Genomic DNA, 20,942 nt, shown 5'->3' with positions numbered 1-20,942 from the left:
GGACAGTGGCCAGATATGATCTGGACACGGCCCGGCCTGTGTATTTATGAATGACCCTCTATGATTTCTACCGCCATGCCGGCCATCTGATCAGCTGTCAGGTCACTGTCAAAAACATCCATATTGTAATGGACGCCTCCCTCCTCCCATGACAGGCTTTGGCAGACCTTATTTTCCACTTTCCGGGAACCATAGGCGATGACCAGCTCTCCCGCATCCACCATGGCCTGTTCCGCCTCAGAGACTTGGTAATCAGGCGGTACCATACGGTACTCATATTCACTAAATTCAATGGCAATCCCGTTATGGTCAAAAACCTGGTCCGCCTGGCCTGATATCCCATACGGACCGCTCTTTTCCACGGACACAAACAGGTCCGGCTGGCCCTTCTTTTTATAAGTCAGGGAAACGGTCTCCCCCATTTCCACAGGGTTCCCTTCCTCGTCCATACCGGACTGTTCCACAGGAACACCAACGCTGAATCGGTATCCGTTGCTGAAAGCTTCCGGCGCTTTTGTTGCAAATCCCAGCCTTTCCTCCGTCTCCCCCAGCTTTTCATATGTGAAATCATTGGTATGGTAGCTATGGGAGCTTACATGTGTAATCTTTCCTGCAGCCACTGCCGTCATGCTTCCCAGCACGCAGGCTGCGGCTGCCACCACTGCTATTTTTCTTGCGCTCCATTTTCTCATTCCTGATTCCTCCTCTATTCTTTGATGGACAGAGCGTTTCATCCGCTCCTCATCCGCGGAAGTGACCTCTAAGGACTCTGCCCGGCGTAAAAGAGTCCGGCGGATCTGCACCTCCAGCCCAGCCGTCTGATCAGTATCCTGTTGTCCATTCATAGGGTTACCTCCCTTCCCGTATTCTGCTCCTTTGTCAATTCTTTCTTTAAATTTTCCCTGGCCGTGTACAGCCTGGACTTGACGGTTCCCTCCAGACAGCCCATGATCTGGGCGATCTCCTTTGTGGACATCCGGTTAAAATAGTAGAGCACAACCGCAGTCCTCTGCTTGACCGGAAGGTTTCTGACAGCCCTGTACAGCTCCTGATCACGGGAACGCTTCATCACCTCTTCCAGAACAGATCCAGACTGGGGTTCTTCCTCCCCATATACCGCCTCCACAGGCTGTTCCTTCCTGTGCTTTCTGCAAAAACGCCAGGCTTCCCTGGTCAGCGTTCTGTAGATCCAGCTGCCAAAGCTCTCCGGATCCTTGATCTTCCTTCGGTTTGTCCAGCACAGCACAAAGGTCTCCTGCACAATATCCTCGCTGTCCGCATAACTTCCGGATATGAGATAGGCCATGCGCAGCACCTTTGGATAATAGTACTCCATGATCCGGTCAAATGCCTGACTGTCGCCTTCCATCATCCGGCGCGCAAGTTCTGCCGCTGACTGCTCCATATGGCTCTCTCCCTTCCACTTCCTGTCTTTTTTAATCCATTATATCCTTCTGCCGGCTCTGTGGCCAGAAGGACCGGTTGATCGGTGCACCTGCTATAAAGAGGCGCCTTGAGAAGGATCGGTTCATTTTATATTAAAAAAGATCCGTGACCGGAAATTACTCTCCGGAGACGGATCTTTTTCTTTTGATGATTTCCTATGCTCCCACTGCCTGTTTCATCTCGTGCACGTAATCGCAGACCGGTTTCACACATAACGTTCCGTATTCAGCCACTATCTTTACAATAGCGCTGCCTACAATGACACCATCCGACTGGGCGGCCATCTTTGTGGCCTGCTCCGGGGTGGAGATGCCAAAACCGATTGCGCAGGGCACATTTTTTCCCTGTTTTACAGTTTCCACCATTTCTTTTATATTGGTGGTTATCTCCTTTCGCACTCCGGTCACGCCCAGGGATGAGACGCAGTACACAAACCCCTCCGACTCCCTGGCAATGGCCTGGGCCCGCTCCCTGGAGGTGGGAGCCACCAGATAGATCAATACAAGTCCATACTGTCTGCAGGCAGGCAGAAGCTCCTGGCGCTCCTCAAAGGGCATATCCGGCACGATCAGGGCATCGATTCCACAATCAGCCGCCTGTTTCATGAACTTATCCACACCGTAGGCAAATATGGGGTTGATGTATGTCATAAAAGCCAGGGGCACATCTGTCTTTAACCGTATGCATCTCACACTGTCAAATATCTTATCCGTGGTCGTGCCCGATGCCAGGGCGCGCATATCCGCCTCCTGGATCACGATCCCCTCTGCCACGGGGTCGGAAAAGGGGATGCCTATCTCAATCAGGTCCGCTCCCGCCTCAGCCATGGCCGGCACCAATTCCTCCGTCACACTCAGATCCGGGTCCCCCGCTGTTATAAACGGTATAAATGCCTTCTTGTTCTCAAATACTTTCTGTATCCTATTCATAGAGTTCCACCCCCCTGTATCTTGCAATTGCCGCAACGTCCTTATCTCCCCTGCCGGAAAGATTGATCACAATGATCTGGTCTTTGTCCATGGTTCCCGCCACCTTCCTGGCATAGGCCACTGCATGGGCGCTCTCCACAGCCGGGATGATGCCTTCCATGCGTGAAAGGTATTCAAAGGAATCCACCGCCTCATCATCAGTCACAGGCACGTACTCAGCTCGTTTGCTGTCGTAAAGCTGGGCATGTTCCGGACCAATGCCCGGATAGTCCAGGCCCGCGGAGATGGAGTATACCGGCGCGATCTGGCCGTACTCATCCTGGCAGAAGTAGGATTTCATGCCGTGGAAGATACCCAGACGGCCGTTTGCAATGGTTGCTGCATTTTTTTCATTGTCCACTCCCAGACCGGCCGCCTCACAGCCCACCAGTTTTACGCTCTCATCCTGTATAAACTCATAAAAGGCTCCCATGGCATTGCTGCCCCCGCCCACACAGGCGATCACCATGTGGGGCAGTTTTCCTTCCTTTTCTTTTAACTGCTCCTTGATCTCTCTTCCAATGATGCTCTGGAAATCCCTGACCATCATGGGGAAGGGATGGGGTCCCATAACGGAACCGATCACATAGTGGGTATCCGCGATCCGGTTGGTCCATTCCCTCAGGGTTTCATTGACCGCATCCTTCAGGGTCATGGTGCCGCTGGTGACAGGATGTACCTTTGCGCCCAGCAGCTCCATGCGGTATACATTTAATGCCTGTCGGTCCGTGTCCTCCTTGCCCATGAACACTTCGCACTCCAGCCCCAGCAGGGCCGCTGCGGTGGCGGTAGCCACTCCGTGCTGTCCCGCCCCTGTCTCGGCGATCACGCGTGTCTTTCCCATCTTCTTTGCAAGGAGCACCTGACCCAGGGCATTATTAATCTTGTGGGATCCCGTGTGGTTTAGATCCTCCCGCTTCAGGTAGATCTTGGCTCCCCCCAGGTCCGCCGTCATCTTTTCGGCATAATAAAGACGGGAGGGACGGCCTGTGTACTCCTCCAGCAGGTATCTTAACTCCGCCACAAACTGCGGATCATTTTTATAGTGTTCATAAGCTGCTTCCAGCTCGGTCACAGCGCTCATCAGCGTCTCAGGTATAAACTGACCGCCGTGTATTCCAAATCTTCCATTTGACATTGTCTCAGGCTCCTTTGCTCTCTTTATATTCATGGGTGGCTCTCAGCAGATTTACCAATTCCCTTATCTTTTTACAGTCCTTACGTCCATCTGTCTCCACACCGCTGCTCACATCAATGCAGTAGGGCCTCAGCGCAGCTGCCCGGGCCAGATTCCCGCTGCATATCCCGCCTGCCAGAAAAAACGGTTTGGACAGCCGGGGAATCATATTCCAGTCAAATCCCACGCCCATGCCTCCGTAGGCGTCCCTGGTGTAGGTGTCCAAAAGCAGGTAGTCACAGGGCAGTTCCTGTGCCTTTTGTATCTGGTCCGTGCCCTGCACCCTGACCGCCTTTATGACCGGCACATGGGTATGTTCCTTTAGGGTTCTTATATAGGCCTCATCCTCATCCCCATGAAGCTGGATCATGCCGATCGTCCCATTTTGTCCCCCGCAGTCCTCTGTCAGGCACAGGATCTCCTCCATGGGCGCATTGACAAATACCCCCACGGTCCGGATCCGCGGATCCAGCTCTCCCTTTAACTGCCTTGCCCTGTCCGGCGTGACACGGCGGCTGCTCTTTGCAAACACAAACCCGATGTAGTCAGGCAGCGCCTCATTTACTGCCAGGATATCACGGAAGCGGCTGAGGCCGCATATTTTTATTTTACATGTGTCCATCTCTTAGCTCCTTATGGGTATAGCTCCCTCATTTCCCCGCAGCCCGGCCAGGGCCATTTTCCTGTCAGGCGCCCTCATCAGCGTCTCACCGATCAGGACCGCGTTGACTTGGGCCTCCGCCAATGCCTTTATATCCTTTGCCGTCCTGATACCGCTCTCCGCCACAAATATGGTATCCTGCCCTACCAGCTTTCTCAGTCTCAGGGCATTGGAAAAATCCACCTCAAATGTCTTCAGATTCCTGTTATTGATCCCTATGACTGCTGCGCCTGCCTCCATTGCCATGGATACCTCCCGTTCCGAGTGGGCCTCCACCAGGGCGCCCAGGCCCAGTTCCCTGCAGATACGCATATATTGTGCCAGCTGTGCCTGATCCAGCAGGGAACAGATCAAAAGGACCGCTGATGCTCCCAGTGTTTTTGCTTCATAGATCTGGTACTGGTCCAGGGTAAAGTCCTTTCTCAGAACGGGAAGGGATACGGCCCGGTGTATTTCCTCCAGATACCTGTCGCTTCCCAGAAAGAACTCCGGCTCCGTGAGTACGGATATGGCGTCCGCTCCCCCCTGCTCATACTCCCTGGCTATATCCACATAGGGAAACTCCGGGGCAATCAGGCCCTTGGAGGGAGAAGCCTTTTTTACTTCACAGATAAAAGAAACCCCGGGACCGGACAGCGCCTTCTCAAACAAATGTCCTCCGTCCCTGTCCCTCTCCGCACACAAAAGCGCCTCTCTCATAACTTGTTTCAGGGGTTTTGCATATTTCCTCTCATCCACCCGTTTCCTGGTGGATTTTGCAATGGTATCCAGTATCATGACGCCATCTCCTTTTTGCCTTCCAGATCAGCCCGGACCGTTGCCTGGATAAACTCCTCCATCTTCCCAATGGCCGCACCGGAATCAATGATTTCCTGCGCCTTCTTCACACAGTCCTTTATGGTACAGTCGTCAATCCCCAGGTATAGGCTGATGGCTGCATTGATCACCACCACATCCCGCTTTGGCCCTTTTAAGCTGCCTGAAAGGATATCCCTGGTGATCAGGGCATTTTCTTGCGGCGTCCCTCCGATCAGTTCCTCAAGCCTGCAGGTTGTAAGCCCCAGTTCCTGGGGAGTGATGTCATAGGAGGAAAGCTCGCCAAAACGGATCTCGCACACATGGGTAACACCTGTGAGGGTGGCCTCATCCAGTCCATCGCCTCCGCACACCACCATGCCCCGCTTCACTCCCAGGTTAGCCAGGACCTGTGCCAGGGGCTGCACCAGTTCCTTGCTGTACACGCCCAAAAGCTGCATGGACGCCCCTGCCGGGTTGGACAAAGGACCTAATATATTAAAAATGCTCCTGATCCCGATTTCCTTTCTCACCGGCGCCGCATACTTCATGGATGAGTGGTAGGATGGCGCAAAGAGGAAACACATTCCGGTCTGCTCCAGGACGGCCTCGGCCTGTTTTGCTGTCAGCGCCAGCTTTGCTCCCAGGCACTCCAGCACATCCGCTGCCCCGCTCTTGCTGGATACACTGCGGTTCCCGTGCTTTGCCACATGGATGCCTCCTGCCGCTGCCACAAAGGCGCTGGTGGTGGAAATGTTAAAGGTTCCCACCTCATCCCCTCCTGTTCCCACAATATCCATTACGGAAAAAGGCGGATTGAGTTTCACTGCCTTATCCCTCATAACTGTGGCGCACGCTGTTATCTCATCAATGGTCTCCCCTTTCATTCTCAGCGCTGTAAGGAAAGAGGATATCTGGGCCTGGGTTGCCTGGCCGCTCATAATTTCATCCATAACTGCTTTTGTGGTTTCAAAATCAAGGTTTCTGTTTTCAACTAACTGGTGGATTGCCTGCTGAATCATAATCATTCTCCTTTTCAAATACGGGCTATGCCCATGCGTCAATGTCGCGTAGTCTGTCCTTATGATCACGTTCCAATATGCCTCAAAGCCGCCGCGGCGGTCAGGCAATTGAAAGAAAATTTTCCAATATTTTACTTCCATCAGGTGTCAGGATGGATTCAGGATGGAATTGAAGCCCGTAGACATGGTATTTTCTGTGCTGCACTGCCATGATCTCACCTGCTTCACAATCCCTGGCCGTCACTTCCAGTTCCTCCGGTAAGCTCCCGGATTGTGCTGCCAGGGAATGGTATCTGGCTGCCTGGATTTTGGAAGGCAGCCCCTTAAACAAAGGCGATCTGCTGTCTAACTCGATCCTGCTCTGTTTTCCATGCATCAGCCTTTTTGCATGGGAGATGGTTCCTCCAAATGCCTCGCATATGCCCTGATGTCCCAGGCATACTCCCAGGATGGGTACCCTGCCCTTCAGCTGCCTGATCGCATCTTCCATAATGCCCGCATCCCCCGGATAACCGGGACCGGGAGATAACACCAGATGGCTGGGATCCAGATCCTCTATCTCCCGGATGGTGATCTTATCATTCCTGACCACCTGTATATCCTGGTTTATACTGCCGATCATCTGTACCAGGTTGTAAGAAAAACTGTCGTAATTGTCAATCAGAAGGATCATCTGTCATTTACCTCCCCTGCATTTATAATGGCATTTATCACTGCCCTGGCTTTGTTGGCTGACTCCTCGTATTCATTTTCCGGCACACTGTCCATAACAATACCGCCTCCGGCCTGCACAGTTACCTTTCCTCCCTGTTTTACCGCCATGCGGATGGCAATACATGTGTCCAGGTTGCCGGTAAAGTCCAGATATCCCAGCGCCCCGCCGTATATTCCCCTGGGCACCTGCTCCAGCTCCTCAATGATCTGGCATGCCCGGATCTTTGGCGCCCCTGACAGGGTACCTGCGGGCAGGAGGGCCTCGATGGCGGAGCATCCGTCCAGCCCGGGCCTTATATCGCCTTCCACCTGGGAGCAGATGTGCATGATCTTTGAATACCGGTGTATCATCTTGTACTCTGTCACCTCCACGGAGTCAAAGGCTGCGATCTTTCCAATGTCATTGCGTCCCAAATCCACCAGCATGTTGTGCTCCGACAGTTCCTTTTCATCTTCCAGAAGTTCTTTTTCCAGCTGTCTGTCCTCCTCCGGTGTGGCTCCCCTGGGTCTGGAACCTGCCACCGGGAAGGTGGTGAGGCGTCCGTCCTTCAGCCGGATCAGCGTCTCCGGTGAGGTGCTGATGATCTCATCATTATCAATGTTCATGTAGACCATGTAGGGTGACGGGTTGGTGGTTCTCAGAACCCGGTAGGCCCCCAGCAGGCTGCCCTTATAGGGACTTGTGAACTGTCTGGATATGACTGCCTGGAAAATGTCTCCGTCCAGAATATACTCCTTTGTCTTTTCCACCGTGCGGCAGAACGTTTCCTTGGACACATTGCAGGTAAATACCGGTTTATCCGGGGATGTCATCTTTTCCAACGGACTGGACTGGTTGATCAGGGATGTTATGGTTTCAATTTCCCCGCAGACCCTTCCATACTCCTTCATCAGATATTCCAGATACTGGGTCTCCCTGGGGCGGGGATCGGGATCTGCTGTTCTGCCCGTTCTCATGTTTACAACGATTTCTATCTTTTGCTTTAAGTGGTCGTAGGCAATAACCTTGTCAAACAGCATTAAGTCGAGATCATTGGCGCTCCCCCTGGAAATATGGAGGACCGGCTCTGCATATTCCACCATGGCATATGCAAAATATCCCACAAACCCGCCGGTAAAAGGAGGCTGGCCTTCCAGGCTGGGGGACTTAAACCGGGAGAGGATCTCCCTGATGACCTGAAGGGGCTGATCCGAGGCCAGGGTCCGGGACGGTATCTCCCTTAAGCTGCTCTCAATGGTCACGGATCCGCTTTTACAGGTCACGCGCATAACGGGATCATATCCCAGAAAGGAATAGCGCCCCCATTTTTCTCCTCCCTCAATGCTTTCCAGAAGAAAGAACCGTTTGCTCTGCCTGGCGATACGGCGGAGCAGGGTGATGGGGGTTATCACATCCGCGTATACTTCGCGGCAGATTGGAATAATGTCGTATTTGGGAGCAAGTTTTAAAATTTCTTCGCAGGTTGGGATTATCATGTGTGGCTCCTTTCCGGGTAAATGATCATGTGGGTTTACTGTTTTTAATGTGGCTGCATAAACTGGACGCCGTGTTCTGTACACAAAAAAAGCCTCCATCCCCAGCCGATTCAATCGGCAGGGACAAAAGCTTTTAATACTTCTGCGGTACCACCCTGGTTGACGTTGTTTCCGTTCCATTCCTGTGAAAAGGAAAAATAAAAAGCATCAAGTTAAAATTAACCTGATGCTGTGTTATTGAACAAAAATAAAATACGCCCGCTCTGTAACGCACCATCATGCGTCCTCCCTGTTAACGGTGGGATACCCGTCAGCCCATACTCCCATCAGCGTAAACGCTTCCGGTTTCCAGCTGCCCTCGCAGGTCCATTCAGATTCTAATCCAATGCTCCCTTACACCGGCCGGAAGCTCTCTGCGCCTGGAATTATGATCTTACTTACTCCTGCTCAACAGTTTTTTATGTTTTGTTGAATGTTGAACTTATTATAATCACATCATTTTGAATTGTCAACTGTTTTTGGAAATAAATTCAAACTTTTTTTCATTTCCTCCACCAGGCATTGGGTTGTCCCGCAGATATCCTCAGCCGCAAAGATCCCTGAAACAATGGCTGCTCCTGCCACATGGCTGCCTGACAGCTGTCCGATATTCCCCAGGTTGATGCCTCCGATGGCAACCACCGGAATATCCACACTGTCACAGATCTCACGCAGGGTCTCCATGGTCATGGGACGTGCGTCCGCCTTGGTGGTGGTGCCGAAAACAGCACCGCTTCCCAAATAATCAGCCCCCTGTGCCTGGGCTCTCAGTGCCTGCTCCACGGTCTTTGCCGTGACTCCCAGAATTCGGTCAGGGCCCAGGATCCTTCTTGCTGCTTGGGCATCCATATCATCCTGCCCCACATGGAGCCCGTCCGCATTGCATGCCTCTGCCAGATCCATGTTGTCATCTATGATCAGGGGAACGTGATACCTCTGCGTCAACTCCCTCAGTGCCTTTGCTTCTCCCAGTATCTGGTCAAAGTTCTTCTTTTCCAGACTTTTCTCCCTAAATTGGACCATGGTGGCACCGCCCTTAAGCGCTTCCTCCACCTGCCCGCAGAGGCTCCTGCCCCCTGTCCATGCCCTGTCCGTCACCGCATATATCAAAAGCTGGTCTTTATGAAATCTCAATCCGTTTGCCTCCTTCCAGCATTTCATCCGTTAAAATGCTCATATAATCCATCAGATACATCCTGAAGGTACCGGTTCCGCCACCGCTTTCCATGGCCTTTTCAGCTGCCAGTTCCCCACAGATCCCATGGGCGCACAGTGCGGCTACGGCGGCCTGCACATACGCATCCCCGCCATTTCTGCCGATTGTTCCTCCCTCGGCCGGGCCTCCATCCTCAACCGGGTCTCCGCCCTCAGCCGGGCCCTTGTCCTCATACCTGGCCGCCACGGCACAGAACGCGCCCATGACGCCGTCCAGCATGCACCCGCTCCCCGTGATACGCGCCATCCAGGGATGTCCGTTCCTTACAGTCACCACCTGGTGCTGACCGGCCACAACATCCACGCTTCCGGTCATTACAACCACTGCGCCGGTGCGGCGTCCCAGGGACAGGGCTGATGAGACCTGTCCGTCCATGACGGAATCTGTACAGGAATCCACACCGCATACATTTCCGCGGTCCATTCCCCCAAACGCCTGGTCCAGTGCACAGATCTCGGATGCATTTCCTCTGATGACGCATACAGGCACCTGCCTTAAGATCCTTAAAGCAGATGCCCGGCGAAACCCGGATGCGGTAACACCCACGGGATCCAGGATAATGGGATGCCCCAGTGACGCCGCCCTTTTTCCGGCCAGGATCATGGCATCCACCCGTTCTTCCTCCAGGGTCCCCATGTTCAGCACAAGCCCCTGACAGATGGTGGTTACATCCTCCACCTCCCTGATCCCCTGAGCCATGATCGGCGAACCGCCCACAGCCAGTATCATATTAGCCACATCCCCGGCTGTCACATAATTGGTAATGCAGTGGATCCGCGGGGCGGTATTTCTGATCTCTTTTATCCATTCTCTATGTATCATGACGCTGTATCCATTTCCTCACTGGTGTCTGTATCCTCACCGTTATCTGTTTCTCCACCGGTGTCCGTATCTCCACCGGTATTTATTTCCCCACTGCCTTAGACGGCTGGATATCCGTATCCAGCAAATGCTTCATATATTTAAATGCCCCGGACTTGCACAGCACCCCGATTAAAAATGCCGCGATCACAGTGCCGCACAGCGTGCTCATCAGAAACGGCATCACATAGGCGAATATGGCTGCTTCTTTGCCCATGACCATGGTTGCCACGGGGTAGCACAGGATACCGCCCACGATACCGGTGCCAAAAACTTCTCCCACATAGGCCAGCATCAGTTTACCGGAATACCGGTACGCCAGGCCGCAGATCAGGGCTCCTATCATGCTTCCCGGAAATGCCAAAAGGCTTCCCGTGCCCATAAGGTTGCGTATCAGCGAGGTGCAGAATGCCATGGCCACACCGTACCCCGGGCCGAGGAACACGCCTGCAACCACATTTGCCAGGTGCTGGATGGGAAAACATTTGGACGCTCCGATAGGGATCGCAAAACTGGACAGTGACACTGCCAAAGCCACCAGCATGGCGCTTACCGCCAACTTTTTAACACTCATTTTCATACTTATTTCCTCCATTATCTTATGGTGTACTCGATCCTGGATATTCTGACCGCTTCTGGATATGAAAAATAAAAGGCCCATACCCCGTGGGATATGAACCATGATATACAATCAATTAACCGGCGCATATTTCCCTACGTTGGCATTACCCAAATCAGGTACAATAGGTCGAAGTTCGATTACTTCCTCTCAGCCTGCTTTACAAGCTCCCTGTTGTCAATAAGCATAGCACTGGTTATTTGCTTTGTCAATGCATTGGGCCAATTTTGCTCACGTTCCGTCACGCCCTGCCGGCCTCCTTGTACAGGACCAGATTCTCAATAGCATAGGCCACCCCGTCCTGTGCATTGGTACGGGTCTGGCATTTGGCTGTATTTTTTATGCGTTCCATGGCATTTCCCATGGCAACCGTATATTTCAGATTCATGGAAAGCATGGAATAGTCGTTTTCACTGTCACCTATGGCCATGACCTGGTCCAGCCGTATATTCTTCATGGATGCATAGGCGGCCAGGGCCTTGCCCTTCTGGGCCTCAATATGGGTCAGTTCCAGGTTGGTGATAAAGGATGAGGCCACTGCCAGATCTTCCACTGCCTTAAGCCGCTCCTTTACCTGTTCCAGAACCTGGCGGGATTCATGGATCACGGATATCTTATAGAACTCCAATCCCCTGCAAAGCAGTTCACCGGGCGGTATCAGCGTAAATCTCCGTCTTATATTCTCATAGGAGTATTCCGCCATGGGAAGAAGGATATCGCGCTCAAAACATTCCCTGAACTCCTCCTCACCGGCAATGGTGCAGCTCCCCCTGTCTGTCATAAAATCAAAGATAACATCCTCGTTCCGGCAGCATTCCAGTATATGTTCCACCTGGGACCGGGCAAGCTCCTGTTTATGGATCAGCCGTCCTTTCCAGTCATAGACAGATGCCCCGTTCATGCATACGACCGCTGCCTTCAGCCCGGCTTCCTCCAAAGGCAGCAGGGCATCCGCATAGCTTCTGCCCGTACATACCAACAGCTCTACGCCTGCATTTTGCATACACCGGATCACATGGGCATTGCGCACGGATATATGCCCATCCGGGCCCAGCAGAGTGCCGTCCATATCAACTGCCACTAATTTTACCATTCAACCAATCCTTTCACCCCATCCGGTCAACCACGGACCGGCACAAATCGGGTTTATTTGTAATAATGGCCTCTATGCCCTGTTTTACCAGCATTTCCATATGGGGTTCTTCATTGACGGTCCACACATGGAGCCCTAACTCCCAGGCCATGGCAGCGGGGACCAGATCCTTATCCTGCATATGGTACAAGGCAGGGTGGAGGGCATTTACATGGACCCTGTTCCTTCCATAGGAGGCCACGTCCAGCCAGCCGTCCGAATACAGCAGGCCGGTATATACAGAGGGGTCCAATTCCCTGAGCCTAACAAGGCTTGGATGGTAGAAGGAGGAGTAAATGATCCTGTCCTTCATCCCCATCTCAGCGGCCAGTGAAAGCGCCTCTTCTTCAATCCCTTCATACCGGACGATCCCTGTTTTCAGTTCCACATTGATGACCAGCCCCGTGGGTTTTAAAAGTTCATAGACCTCCCTTAAGGTAGGGATGGAAGCTTGGCGGTACTCCGGAAACAGTTTGTTAAAATGCAGTTTTTTCAGCTGGCTCAGGGTGTGATCCTTAATATAACCAAATCCGTCACTCACCCTGTCTATGGTCTCATCATGGGCTACTACCAGCTGATGGTCCCGGGTCAGCTGCACATCCAGCTCCACCCCGTCCGCCCCCTGCTCTGCTGCCAGCGAAAATGCCTCCAATGTGTTTTCCGGCGCATAGGCGGATGCGCCCCTGTGGGCCCAAACCTGTGTTTTCATATTTCCAAACCCCTTTCATCCATGTGACCGCGTCACAATACAACTATTATCACTCATTTAGCAGATTATATTCCTCAATTGCCTTGTTGATCTGCTTTGCCATATTGGCAGCCGTATCCTGGGGACTGATATGGTTGTTCAGCATGTTCTCAATCTCTGTCTCCACCACCTGTCTGGCCTCAGGGAATACGCTTATAAGCGCACCTGCGGATTCCGGAGTGGAATCGTGAAGCTGGTCAATGGCGGTTCCAAACTGGGGATATTTCTCCAGGTTCTCCTTAAATACAGGTTCCTCATGGGCAGCCGTGGTCACCGGGAAATATCCGGTCTGGGCGTTCCAGTACGCCTGGCTCTCAGGGGATACAAGGTATTTCACAAACTCCCATGTGGCAGCTTTTTTCGCCTCATCCTCATTGTTCAGCGCCCACAGGGAAGCTCCTCCGATGGAGACGCCGCCCTTGTCCTCAGGATTTACCTTTGGAAAATAGGCGGTACCGACTTCAAACTTGCCGTTTACATCCTCCAGGATCTGCTTGAGGGAAGCCGTGGACCCCAACGTCATTGCGGATTTTCCCGAACTGAAATCAGCCAGCCCGGAATCGCCTCCCCTCCCCACGATGGGCGCATATCCCTTATCGTACAGGTCCTTCCACACGGTCAACGTATTGACAGCAGCTCCATTTTGGTCAAATTCCACCGCAGTGGCAGCACCCTGCCTTCCATTGCCGTTATTCACATAGCTAAGCCCCTGTTTGCAGGTGAACTGCTCAAAAAACCATCCGTAAATCCCCAGGGAGATCGGTTCCCCTGCACCGCCCTTTTGCACCAGGGCGTCCGCTGCGTCCGCAATCTCCCCAAGGCTTTCCGGAACCTTTGATATCCCGGCCTTTTCAAACATGTCCTTATTGTAGTAGAGAAGGGGCGTGGAAGAATTAAAGGGCATGGAATACAGCTTCTCATCTACAGTATAATACGCGGCAATATTGGGTTCAATCACTGATTTATCCCAGCCATCCCCATCAATCAGCTCCTGCATGGGGATGACCCAGCCCGAATCGATCATAAACCGTGTGCCGATATCATAAATCTGCACCAGATCAGCTCCCATGTTGCCGATCTGAGCGCTTTTCAGCTTGTTGATGGCATCATCATACTCTCCCTGGTACTGGGCTTCCACCTTGATGCCCAGCTCATTTTTTTCATTAAACTGACTCACAAGATAATCCAGGGCTTCCCCATTCACACCGCCCATGGAATGCCAGAACGTGATGGCAGTCCCCTCTGCGGCTTTCTTTCCCCCGGCCTGGCCAGCTGCCCCCTGGGTGTTCTGTGCCGCTGGCTGTGCTGCTGACTGTCCTTCTGATGACTGTCCTTCCACTGACTGTCCTCCTGCCTGGCTTCCCCCACTGCCTGCCGTTGCAGCCGGTGCACCGCAGCCGCATAATAAGGCGGCGGCCAGAACCCCTGCTGTTGCTGATACCATCCATGTTTTTTTCATGATCAATCATTCCTCCGATTCTAATAATTTTATATGCAGCCTCCGGCGTGTTGCGGAGGCATGCTTCAATAACTGCATAACATACCTAACCCTTAACCGCCCCTGAAAACATTCCTCTGATCAGCTGCTTCTGACCTGCAATGAAAATGGCAATGGACGGTATGATGACCAGTACAACCCCTGCGATCATCAGTGTAATGGACTGGGCGTCCTCATTGTTCAGCATGCTGATACCGATCTGTACCGTGCGCATTTCATTGGATCCGGTGACCAGCAGGGGCCACATATACATATTCCAGGCATTGATAAACGTGTATACTGCCATGGCCCCAATGGCCGACTTTGTAAGAGGCAGCAGGATCCTGAATATAAAGCGCAGATTGGTGCACCCGTCTATCCTGGCAGACTCGTACAGTGATATGGGAAATGACTTATAAAACTGGCGGAACAGGAAAATGCCCATGGCCGATGTAAGATAGGGCACAATCAGCACCTGGTAGGAATCCAGCCAGTTAAAACTGCTTACCGTCAGGTAATTGGATATAATGGTGGCTTCCCCGGGTATCATCATGGTGGCCATTACCAGCATGAACAGGATCTCCTTTCCCTTAAACTCCAGAAAGGAAAATGAAAATGCCGCCAGGGAGCAGGATATGATCTGTCCCAGGGTGATAAGGCCCGCAACCAAAAATGAGTTGAACACAAACCTGGCCAGGGGCACTTTTACCAGAGCCTGCCGGAAATTTTCAAACGTGGGCGCCTTGGGTACCAGGTTCATTTCCGTTGTAAACAGCTCACTGGATGGCATGAACGCCACACTCACCGCGTACAGAAGCGGCAGCAGCACAAACAGCGAAACAACAAGATTGAGCACAACCAGCAGGATCGTCCTGCTTCTTCTGATCAAAAGCGCTCTGCGGTTTGCCGCCTCCTGCATTTTTACAATCTGTTCCCGGTCAATCTCACCGGTCCTTCTGATCACAAGTGTCTGGTCCATCAATAGCTGATCCCCCTTTTTTCAACTTTAAACATCACCAGCGTCAGTGCCATAATGATGGCAAACAGGATAACGGACTGAGCCGCTGCGCTGCCAAACCTGTAATTAAAAAATGCATCCCTGTAAATGGAGTATACGATCAGGTTGGTGGATTCCCCAGGCCCTCCCTTTGTCAGGATCTTCACCTGTCCAAATGCCTGGAATGCCTGGATGATATTCACTACCAATGTGTAGAACATAATGGGACTCAGACCCGGCAGGGTAAGCCGGAAAAACTTCTGCACTTCACCCGCCCCATCCACAGAGGCCCTCTCGTAGATACTCTCGTCAATATTGCTCAGGCCCGCGGAAAAATACAGAAAATTAATTCCGCTGTTCAGCCATGCTGTGAGAAGGGCCACACACACCAGGGCGTATTTGGGATCATTGACCCAATTGATATCCAGTCCCAGCAGTTTGTTCACAATGCCGATGGAAGGATGCAGCATGATCCTGAAGATCATGGCCGCGGAACTGGAGGCAATTGCCATGGGCAGGGCGTAAGCCGTGCTGAACACCCGGATCCCCGGAAATGAACGGTTGCACAGCATTGCGGACAAAAGGCCCAGTATCATACTGCCCGCCACCACGATCACCACAAAGGCCAATGTAACTGCCAGGCTGTTAAAAAATGATTTGGATGTAAAAAGCTCCACATAATTTCCCAGACCTACAAACAATTTGGCCTGGCCCATCTTATTTGTCTTATAAAGGCTGAGATAAATAGTTTTAAAAAAAGGATAAAAAAGAAATACGGCAAACACCAAAAGTGCGGGCAACGTATAAACATAAGGCCCTGTTTTCTTTGTAAACGACTGTCCTTTCATGGCAAGACTCCTAAACATACAGAATATTTTCTTCGGTTCCCCTGTCAAATAACTTGATGCGGTCCATATCCGCATAAAGACGTATCCGGTCTCCGGCCTTTGCAGTACAGGAAGGCGGCAGCTTGGCGGATACATGTTCCACCGTTCCCTGTCCGCATGTATCCCCGTGGAGCAGTACCTCCGAGCCCAGCATTTCCCTGACCCGCACATCCACCTGTAAAAAGGAATCACCTTCCCCCTCCTGGTGAAGGTCCTCTGCCCTTATGCCAAGGGTGATATTTTTTCCTGCATAGCCTCCTCTCAGCAGCCTTTTACTCAATACGGACGGTAGCTGAAGCCGCCACCCATTTCCTTCCAGCCACAGCATTTTATCAAAAACCACTGCCTGGCTGTCCAGAAAGTTCATGGATGGGGAACCGATAAATCCGGCCACAAATTGGTTCACGGGATTTTGATACAATTCCGCCGGCGGAGCCACCTGCTGGATCATCCCCTCTTTCATGACCACGATCCTGGTTCCCAAGGTCATGGCCTCCACCTGATCATGGGTTACATAGATAATCGTGGCATCCAGCTGCTTATGGAGCTTGGCGATCTCAACCCGCATCTGGGACCGGAGTTTGGCATCCAGATTGGACAGGGGTTCATCCATCAGATAGGCCTTAGGCTTTCTCACGATCACACTTCCGATCGCCACCCTCTGCTTCTGTCCGCCTGACAGTGCCTCCGGCTTCCGGTCCAGAAGATGGCCGATCTCCAGTATATCCGCCGCCTCCCTGACCCGCCGTTGGATCTCTGCCGCCGGAGTTTTATGTACCTTCAGTCCAAAGGCCATATTCTCATACACCGTCATATGGGGATACAGGGCGTAATTTTGGAATACCATGGACAGATCCCTGTTCTTCGGCTCCACCATGTTCATCAGGCAGTTGTCGATCCACAGTTCACCGGAAGAAATTTCTTCCAGTCCCGCGATCATCCTCAGGGTAGTGGACTTTCCGCAGCCAGAGGGCCCCACAAAAATGATCAGCTCCTTATCCCTGATATCCAGATTAAAATCCTTCACCGCACTGTAACCGTTCTTATAGGTTTTACAAACATTTACCAATGATATATCAGACATTTTTGTTCCTTCCTATCTGTAATCTACCATTCAATTTTAAATGGCGCCGGTAAAATCAAAAAGGCGGATTTGGTAAAATGATGGTAAAACAAAAAAATTTTGCACCGCAGACAATGAGCATGTCATCAATCTGCTGTGCAAAATCTTTTATCGTTTAATATGAATGAGAACAGGTCACTTGCCCCTTAAGGGTATGTACCATCCATCTCCCCTACAGTCTTCCTCCGCACTTGGGACAGTATTCAAAATCCTCCTCTGTCTCATATCCGCACCGGACGCATTTTTTCCATACCTTATAGGCCCCATCCTTGTAAGTACTTCTCCTGTTTCCCTCCTGGACCAGCGTCAGGTCCGACTGGGTAATATCCACCTGCCGGCCGCGGAGCAGGGCCTTGCCCACCTCCTGGTCCAGCTCATACACCGCATCACAGCAGGACATTTTAACATAAAACTTTTTATTCCACTTGAATAAGGGAATAAAGAAGAAACTGAAATACATATACGTCATGAACACCTCGTACCGTCCGTATCCGCCGCACCGGTCACAGATCACGGTCTTCACATAATTCAGGATCTTCCGTCCCTGGCTGATTCCTCCTATGAATATCATATCTGCTGATTCTCCCCTCAGACTAATCCGGACAGAGTCCGGCTATGTGCCAACTCTGTCCGTTATTTTTAAAGATATGCCTTTTTAAGAGCTTTCATCAAAATCTTTGGCTGCCTGTTATACGGTGTGACCGGGCAGATCGTTTTTTTCACATCCAGAAGACCATACACAGCAGTTCTTGCGGCACGCACAGAATATTCCTCTGTGAATACCATGTCGTCCGGAATCTCCACAAACTGGCTCACCATCGCAAAGTTGGTGGAGCCTGCCGGAATCACCTGCGGCCTGTCACTGTATTTGCGCGGCTCAAACTGGGCATCCACATATGGCATATAGCATGGGATCACATTGATAACCGTCTTCATCAGTTCCGCAATCTGATCCTCCGGAATATGCAGGTGATGGAGATATTCGTTCAGCAGCTCCTGACCTGTACAATCCTTCATTGGTTTCTTTACATAATCTCCCACTGCATCGGTATACAGACCATAACCCCAGAAAATGGTGGTGTCCATGGGCTGGTTTACAAAGTGAGGCTGTGCTGCAACCACACTGCTCATCAGCCAGCTGGAATCCTTAAATGTCATAAGGGCACCGCTGCCCGGTACATTTCCGGTAAATTCTTCAATGACCTTAAGCATGGCATCTCCCTTACAAGTAACCGTAAAGCTGAGCCAGTTGGTCTCATAAGGCTTTGTAAAAAACGGCTCCGGATTTCCCAGTCCAGGCTTCTTTGCCGCAACCTTGGCCCACAATTCACCGCTGATAGGCTTTTGCACAGGCATTGGCGCTGGTGTGTGGAAATCTCCCAGAGTAGCGCTGTCCGTCATGCACGCGTTGGTCATGATACAGATATCGTTGCTGTTCAGGGCGACCGTCTCAAACACGTAGGAATCCTTTGCAGCAGCTTCCCCGTTCTCTCCCATATCATCCGTGTTCTCCACCCTGCGCTTCAGATACAGGGTCTTTGCCGTAATGCCATGGCCATCCTCAAAATCAATATCCGTCACCTCGCAGTTCTCCACAAAGGTAACCCCTGCCTTTCTCAGGTAGGCTTCCAGCGGACGGATCACGCTGTCATACTGGTTCAGGGGTGTTCTTGTCACGCCCTCCAGCGTCTCAATACGGCTGAATTCAAAAATCATACGGTTCATGTACCTACGGAACTCATAAAGGCTGCTCCATTTCTGGAATGCAAAGGTGGTCTGCCACATATACCAGAAATTGGTTTCAAACATATGAGGGGTTTCCTTAAACCAGTCCTGAATGGTCAGGTTATCCAGCTTTTTCTCATCTGTGAGAAGAAGCTTCAGCAGAGCCATGCGGTCCGCCTGGTTAAAGCCCATGGATTTTACATCCTGTATCACGCCGTCCTTATCCACCAGCCTTGCCTTTGCGCAGGTGGGATGGGCATGGTCAAAGCTCAATATCTCCTCAGTCACACTGCGTCCGGGCTGGCGCAGGGAGGGAATTGAATCAAACAGCTCCCAGAAATTCTCATACGTCTCCTCATTGAGCATACGGCCGCCGCGGCATACAAATCCCTTTTCAGGTGTGCCGATTCCATCGTTGCTGCCGCCCAGGATGTGCATCCCCTCATAGATGGTGATCTGCTTGCCGGGGAACTTGCAGTCCCTCACCAAATATGCTGCCGCTGCCATGGTTGCCAAGCCTCCGCCAACCAGATACGCCTTTCTGCTGCCGTAATCCCGGTTGTTCATCACCGCTTCCTCAATGGCTGATATCCTTGCATCTTCCTGCTCTTTTTTGTTGTCGCGCAGTTTCTTTACCGCCACCCCTGCGGCCGCCCCTGCAGCAGCCGCTGCCAGGACCTTTCCCAATTTCTTGTTCATTGGCATTTCCTTCCTTTCCGTTTATATAAATTCTCAGATATCTAAGAAAATAATTCCTTCAACGGTCTTAAAACCACACTTCAGTGTTCCCCTTTTTCCGCCTGTAGATACATGGCCCGTGCCATTTTATGCATTTCTTGTAAAATAATTGGACAACTGGGCAAACTGATCCAGATTCAGGGCTTCCCCCCTGATGGCCGGCTGCACACCCAGGCTCTCAATGGCCTTTGCGATCATTTCCCTGTCATAAGGTATCTCCGGCGAATTGTTAAGCCCGTTCTGCAGGGTTTTCCTGCGCTGGTTAAAGGAAGCCCGGACCAGCTTAAACATAAACTTGGGATCGTCCACCTGTACCGGCGGTTCCTTGTATCTGGTAAGCCGGATAACGGCAGAGCCCACATTGGGCCTTGGTATGAAGCAGTTGGGCGGTACATTGGCCACAATATAGGGTTCGGCATAATACTGGACAGCCAGGGACAATGCCCCATAATCCTTGGACCCCGGCCCCACCTGCATCCTGTCCGCCACTTCCTTCTGGACCATGACCGTTATATTGTCAATGGGCACATCACTCTCAAACAGCCCCATGATGATCGGAGTGGTGATGTAGTAAGGAAGGTTGGCCACCACCTTAACGGGACGTCCTTCATTATATTCATTCACCAGGCCTCCCACATCCACCTTTAAAATATCGTCATTGATCACGGTGATATTCGTATATCCCTTTAATGTTTCATCCAGAATAGGCAGGAGATTGGAGTCGATCTCCACCGCCACCACACGCCTTGCATGCTCAGCCAGGTACTGGGTCATGGTGCCGATCCCAGGCCCGATCTCCAGCACACAGTCCTGCTCTGTAATTCCTGCCGCACTTATGATCTTGTCCAATACGTGGGTGTCTATGAGAAAATTCTGGCCAAACCGTTTCTGAAACGCAAATTGGTATTTTTGTATGATCTCTATGGTATGTTTCGGATTACCTAATTTATTTTCCATATGGAACGTTACCTGCTTTTTACCTTTTAAATTTATGGTATCCTATTGGAAGTTAAAAGTCAATACAAAAAGACGTGCCATCCCCTTCCAGGCCCCGCCTTATTTTGGCAATAAGTACCAGCACTGGAAACAAACAGCCAGTGCTATAATCAAAGAAAAAAGGG

The 20,942-nt window shown here is 51.6% G+C and carries 21 protein-coding genes and 1 riboswitch; all 21 genes read right to left on the bottom strand.

Going from position 1 to position 20,942, the window contains the following annotated elements:
• Positions 1-44: 44 nt before the first annotated feature.
• Entirely contained in the window at positions 45-845 is an 801-nt protein-coding gene (locus tag CLFS41_RS00185; protein ID WP_045091093.1) for a hypothetical protein, read from the bottom strand.
• Positions 842-1,405 carry an RNA polymerase sigma factor gene (locus CLFS41_RS00180; RefSeq protein WP_045091092.1) on the bottom strand — a complete coding sequence of 188 codons (564 nt, stop codon included), beginning with the start codon at positions 1,403-1,405 and terminating at the stop codon, positions 842-844. The genes CLFS41_RS00185 and CLFS41_RS00180 overlap by 4 nt, the downstream gene beginning before the upstream one ends.
• Before the next feature lie 196 nt (positions 1,406-1,601).
• Positions 1,602-2,375, bottom strand: a complete 774-nt coding sequence (gene trpA / locus CLFS41_RS00175; RefSeq protein WP_045091091.1) for a tryptophan synthase subunit alpha — start codon at positions 2,373-2,375, stop codon at positions 1,602-1,604.
• The gene (gene trpB / locus CLFS41_RS00170; protein ID WP_007865641.1) at positions 2,368-3,552 is read right to left on the bottom strand and encodes a tryptophan synthase subunit beta; all 1,185 of its coding nucleotides are present in this window, start codon (positions 3,550-3,552) and stop codon (positions 2,368-2,370) included. Before trpB ends, trpA begins: the two co-directional genes overlap by 8 nt.
• Before the next feature lie 4 nt (positions 3,553-3,556).
• Positions 3,557-4,213, bottom strand: a complete 657-nt coding sequence (locus CLFS41_RS00165; RefSeq protein WP_007865639.1) for a phosphoribosylanthranilate isomerase — start codon at positions 4,211-4,213, stop codon at positions 3,557-3,559.
• A 3-nt stretch (positions 4,214-4,216) separates the two neighbouring features.
• Entirely contained in the window at positions 4,217-5,029 is an 813-nt protein-coding gene (gene trpC, locus CLFS41_RS00160) for an indole-3-glycerol phosphate synthase TrpC (RefSeq protein WP_045091090.1), read from the bottom strand.
• Entirely contained in the window at positions 5,026-6,069 is a 1,044-nt protein-coding gene (trpD, locus tag CLFS41_RS00155; protein WP_007865636.1) for an anthranilate phosphoribosyltransferase, read from the bottom strand. Before trpD ends, trpC begins: the two co-directional genes overlap by 4 nt.
• A gap of 100 nt (positions 6,070-6,169) precedes the next feature.
• Positions 6,170-6,742: an aminodeoxychorismate/anthranilate synthase component II gene (locus CLFS41_RS00150; RefSeq protein WP_007865635.1), complete on the bottom strand. Its 573-nt coding sequence runs from the start codon at positions 6,740-6,742 to the stop codon at positions 6,170-6,172.
• Entirely contained in the window at positions 6,739-8,259 is a 1,521-nt protein-coding gene (locus CLFS41_RS00145) for a chorismate-binding protein (RefSeq protein WP_045091089.1), read from the bottom strand. The genes CLFS41_RS00150 and CLFS41_RS00145 overlap by 4 nt, the downstream gene beginning before the upstream one ends.
• Positions 8,260-8,754: 495 nt before the next feature.
• Positions 8,755-9,432, bottom strand: a complete 678-nt coding sequence (thiE, locus tag CLFS41_RS00140; RefSeq protein WP_007865633.1) for a thiamine phosphate synthase — start codon at positions 9,430-9,432, stop codon at positions 8,755-8,757.
• Entirely contained in the window at positions 9,419-10,336 is a 918-nt protein-coding gene (thiM, locus tag CLFS41_RS00135; protein ID WP_048930030.1) for a hydroxyethylthiazole kinase, read from the bottom strand. The genes thiE and thiM overlap by 14 nt, the downstream gene beginning before the upstream one ends.
• Before the next feature lie 82 nt (positions 10,337-10,418).
• Complete coding sequence (thiW, locus tag CLFS41_RS00130) at positions 10,419-10,955, bottom strand: energy coupling factor transporter S component ThiW (RefSeq protein WP_045091088.1); 537 nt, start codon at positions 10,953-10,955, stop codon at positions 10,419-10,421.
• 113 nt (positions 10,956-11,068) lie between these two features.
• Positions 11,069-11,178: riboswitch (TPP riboswitch) on the bottom strand.
• A gap of 57 nt (positions 11,179-11,235) precedes the next feature.
• The gene (locus CLFS41_RS00125) at positions 11,236-12,087 is read right to left on the bottom strand and encodes a Cof-type HAD-IIB family hydrolase (RefSeq protein ID WP_007865628.1); all 852 of its coding nucleotides are present in this window, start codon (positions 12,085-12,087) and stop codon (positions 11,236-11,238) included.
• 13 nt (positions 12,088-12,100) lie between these two features.
• Positions 12,101-12,835 carry a glycerophosphodiester phosphodiesterase gene (locus CLFS41_RS00120; protein WP_007865627.1) on the bottom strand — a complete coding sequence of 245 codons (735 nt, stop codon included), beginning with the start codon at positions 12,833-12,835 and terminating at the stop codon, positions 12,101-12,103.
• Positions 12,836-12,884: 49 nt separating this feature from the next.
• On the bottom strand, positions 12,885-14,333 hold the full coding sequence (locus CLFS41_RS00115; RefSeq protein WP_007865626.1) for an ABC transporter substrate-binding protein: 1,449 nt from the start codon (positions 14,331-14,333) through the stop codon (positions 12,885-12,887).
• A gap of 85 nt (positions 14,334-14,418) precedes the next feature.
• A complete protein-coding gene (locus tag CLFS41_RS00110) occupies positions 14,419-15,330 on the bottom strand; it encodes a carbohydrate ABC transporter permease (protein WP_045091087.1) in 912 nt (303 codons plus the stop codon).
• Positions 15,330-16,196 carry a sugar ABC transporter permease gene (locus CLFS41_RS00105; RefSeq protein WP_045091086.1) on the bottom strand — a complete coding sequence of 289 codons (867 nt, stop codon included), beginning with the start codon at positions 16,194-16,196 and terminating at the stop codon, positions 15,330-15,332. Before CLFS41_RS00105 ends, CLFS41_RS00110 begins: the two co-directional genes overlap by 1 nt.
• A gap of 10 nt (positions 16,197-16,206) precedes the next feature.
• A complete protein-coding gene (ugpC, locus tag CLFS41_RS00100; protein ID WP_007865617.1) occupies positions 16,207-17,319 on the bottom strand; it encodes a sn-glycerol-3-phosphate ABC transporter ATP-binding protein UgpC in 1,113 nt (370 codons plus the stop codon).
• Positions 17,320-17,530: 211 nt separating this feature from the next.
• Positions 17,531-17,929 (bottom strand): zinc ribbon domain-containing protein, encoded by a 399-nt coding sequence (locus CLFS41_RS00095; RefSeq protein ID WP_045091085.1) that lies wholly within the window; start codon positions 17,927-17,929, stop codon positions 17,531-17,533.
• 68 nt (positions 17,930-17,997) lie between these two features.
• Entirely contained in the window at positions 17,998-19,782 is a 1,785-nt protein-coding gene (locus tag CLFS41_RS00090; protein ID WP_045091084.1) for an oleate hydratase, read from the bottom strand.
• Between the two features lie 126 nt (positions 19,783-19,908).
• Positions 19,909-20,778 carry a 16S rRNA (adenine(1518)-N(6)/adenine(1519)-N(6))-dimethyltransferase RsmA gene (rsmA, locus tag CLFS41_RS00085; RefSeq protein WP_045091083.1) on the bottom strand — a complete coding sequence of 290 codons (870 nt, stop codon included), beginning with the start codon at positions 20,776-20,778 and terminating at the stop codon, positions 19,909-19,911.
• Positions 20,779-20,942 lie beyond the last annotated feature (164 nt).

It is taken from the genome of Clostridium sp. FS41 (genome assembly GCF_000954015.1).
Classification (GTDB): Bacteria; Bacillota; Clostridia; order Lachnospirales; family Lachnospiraceae; genus Enterocloster; species Enterocloster citroniae.
This window is presented reverse-complemented; position numbering and strand designations above follow the sequence as displayed.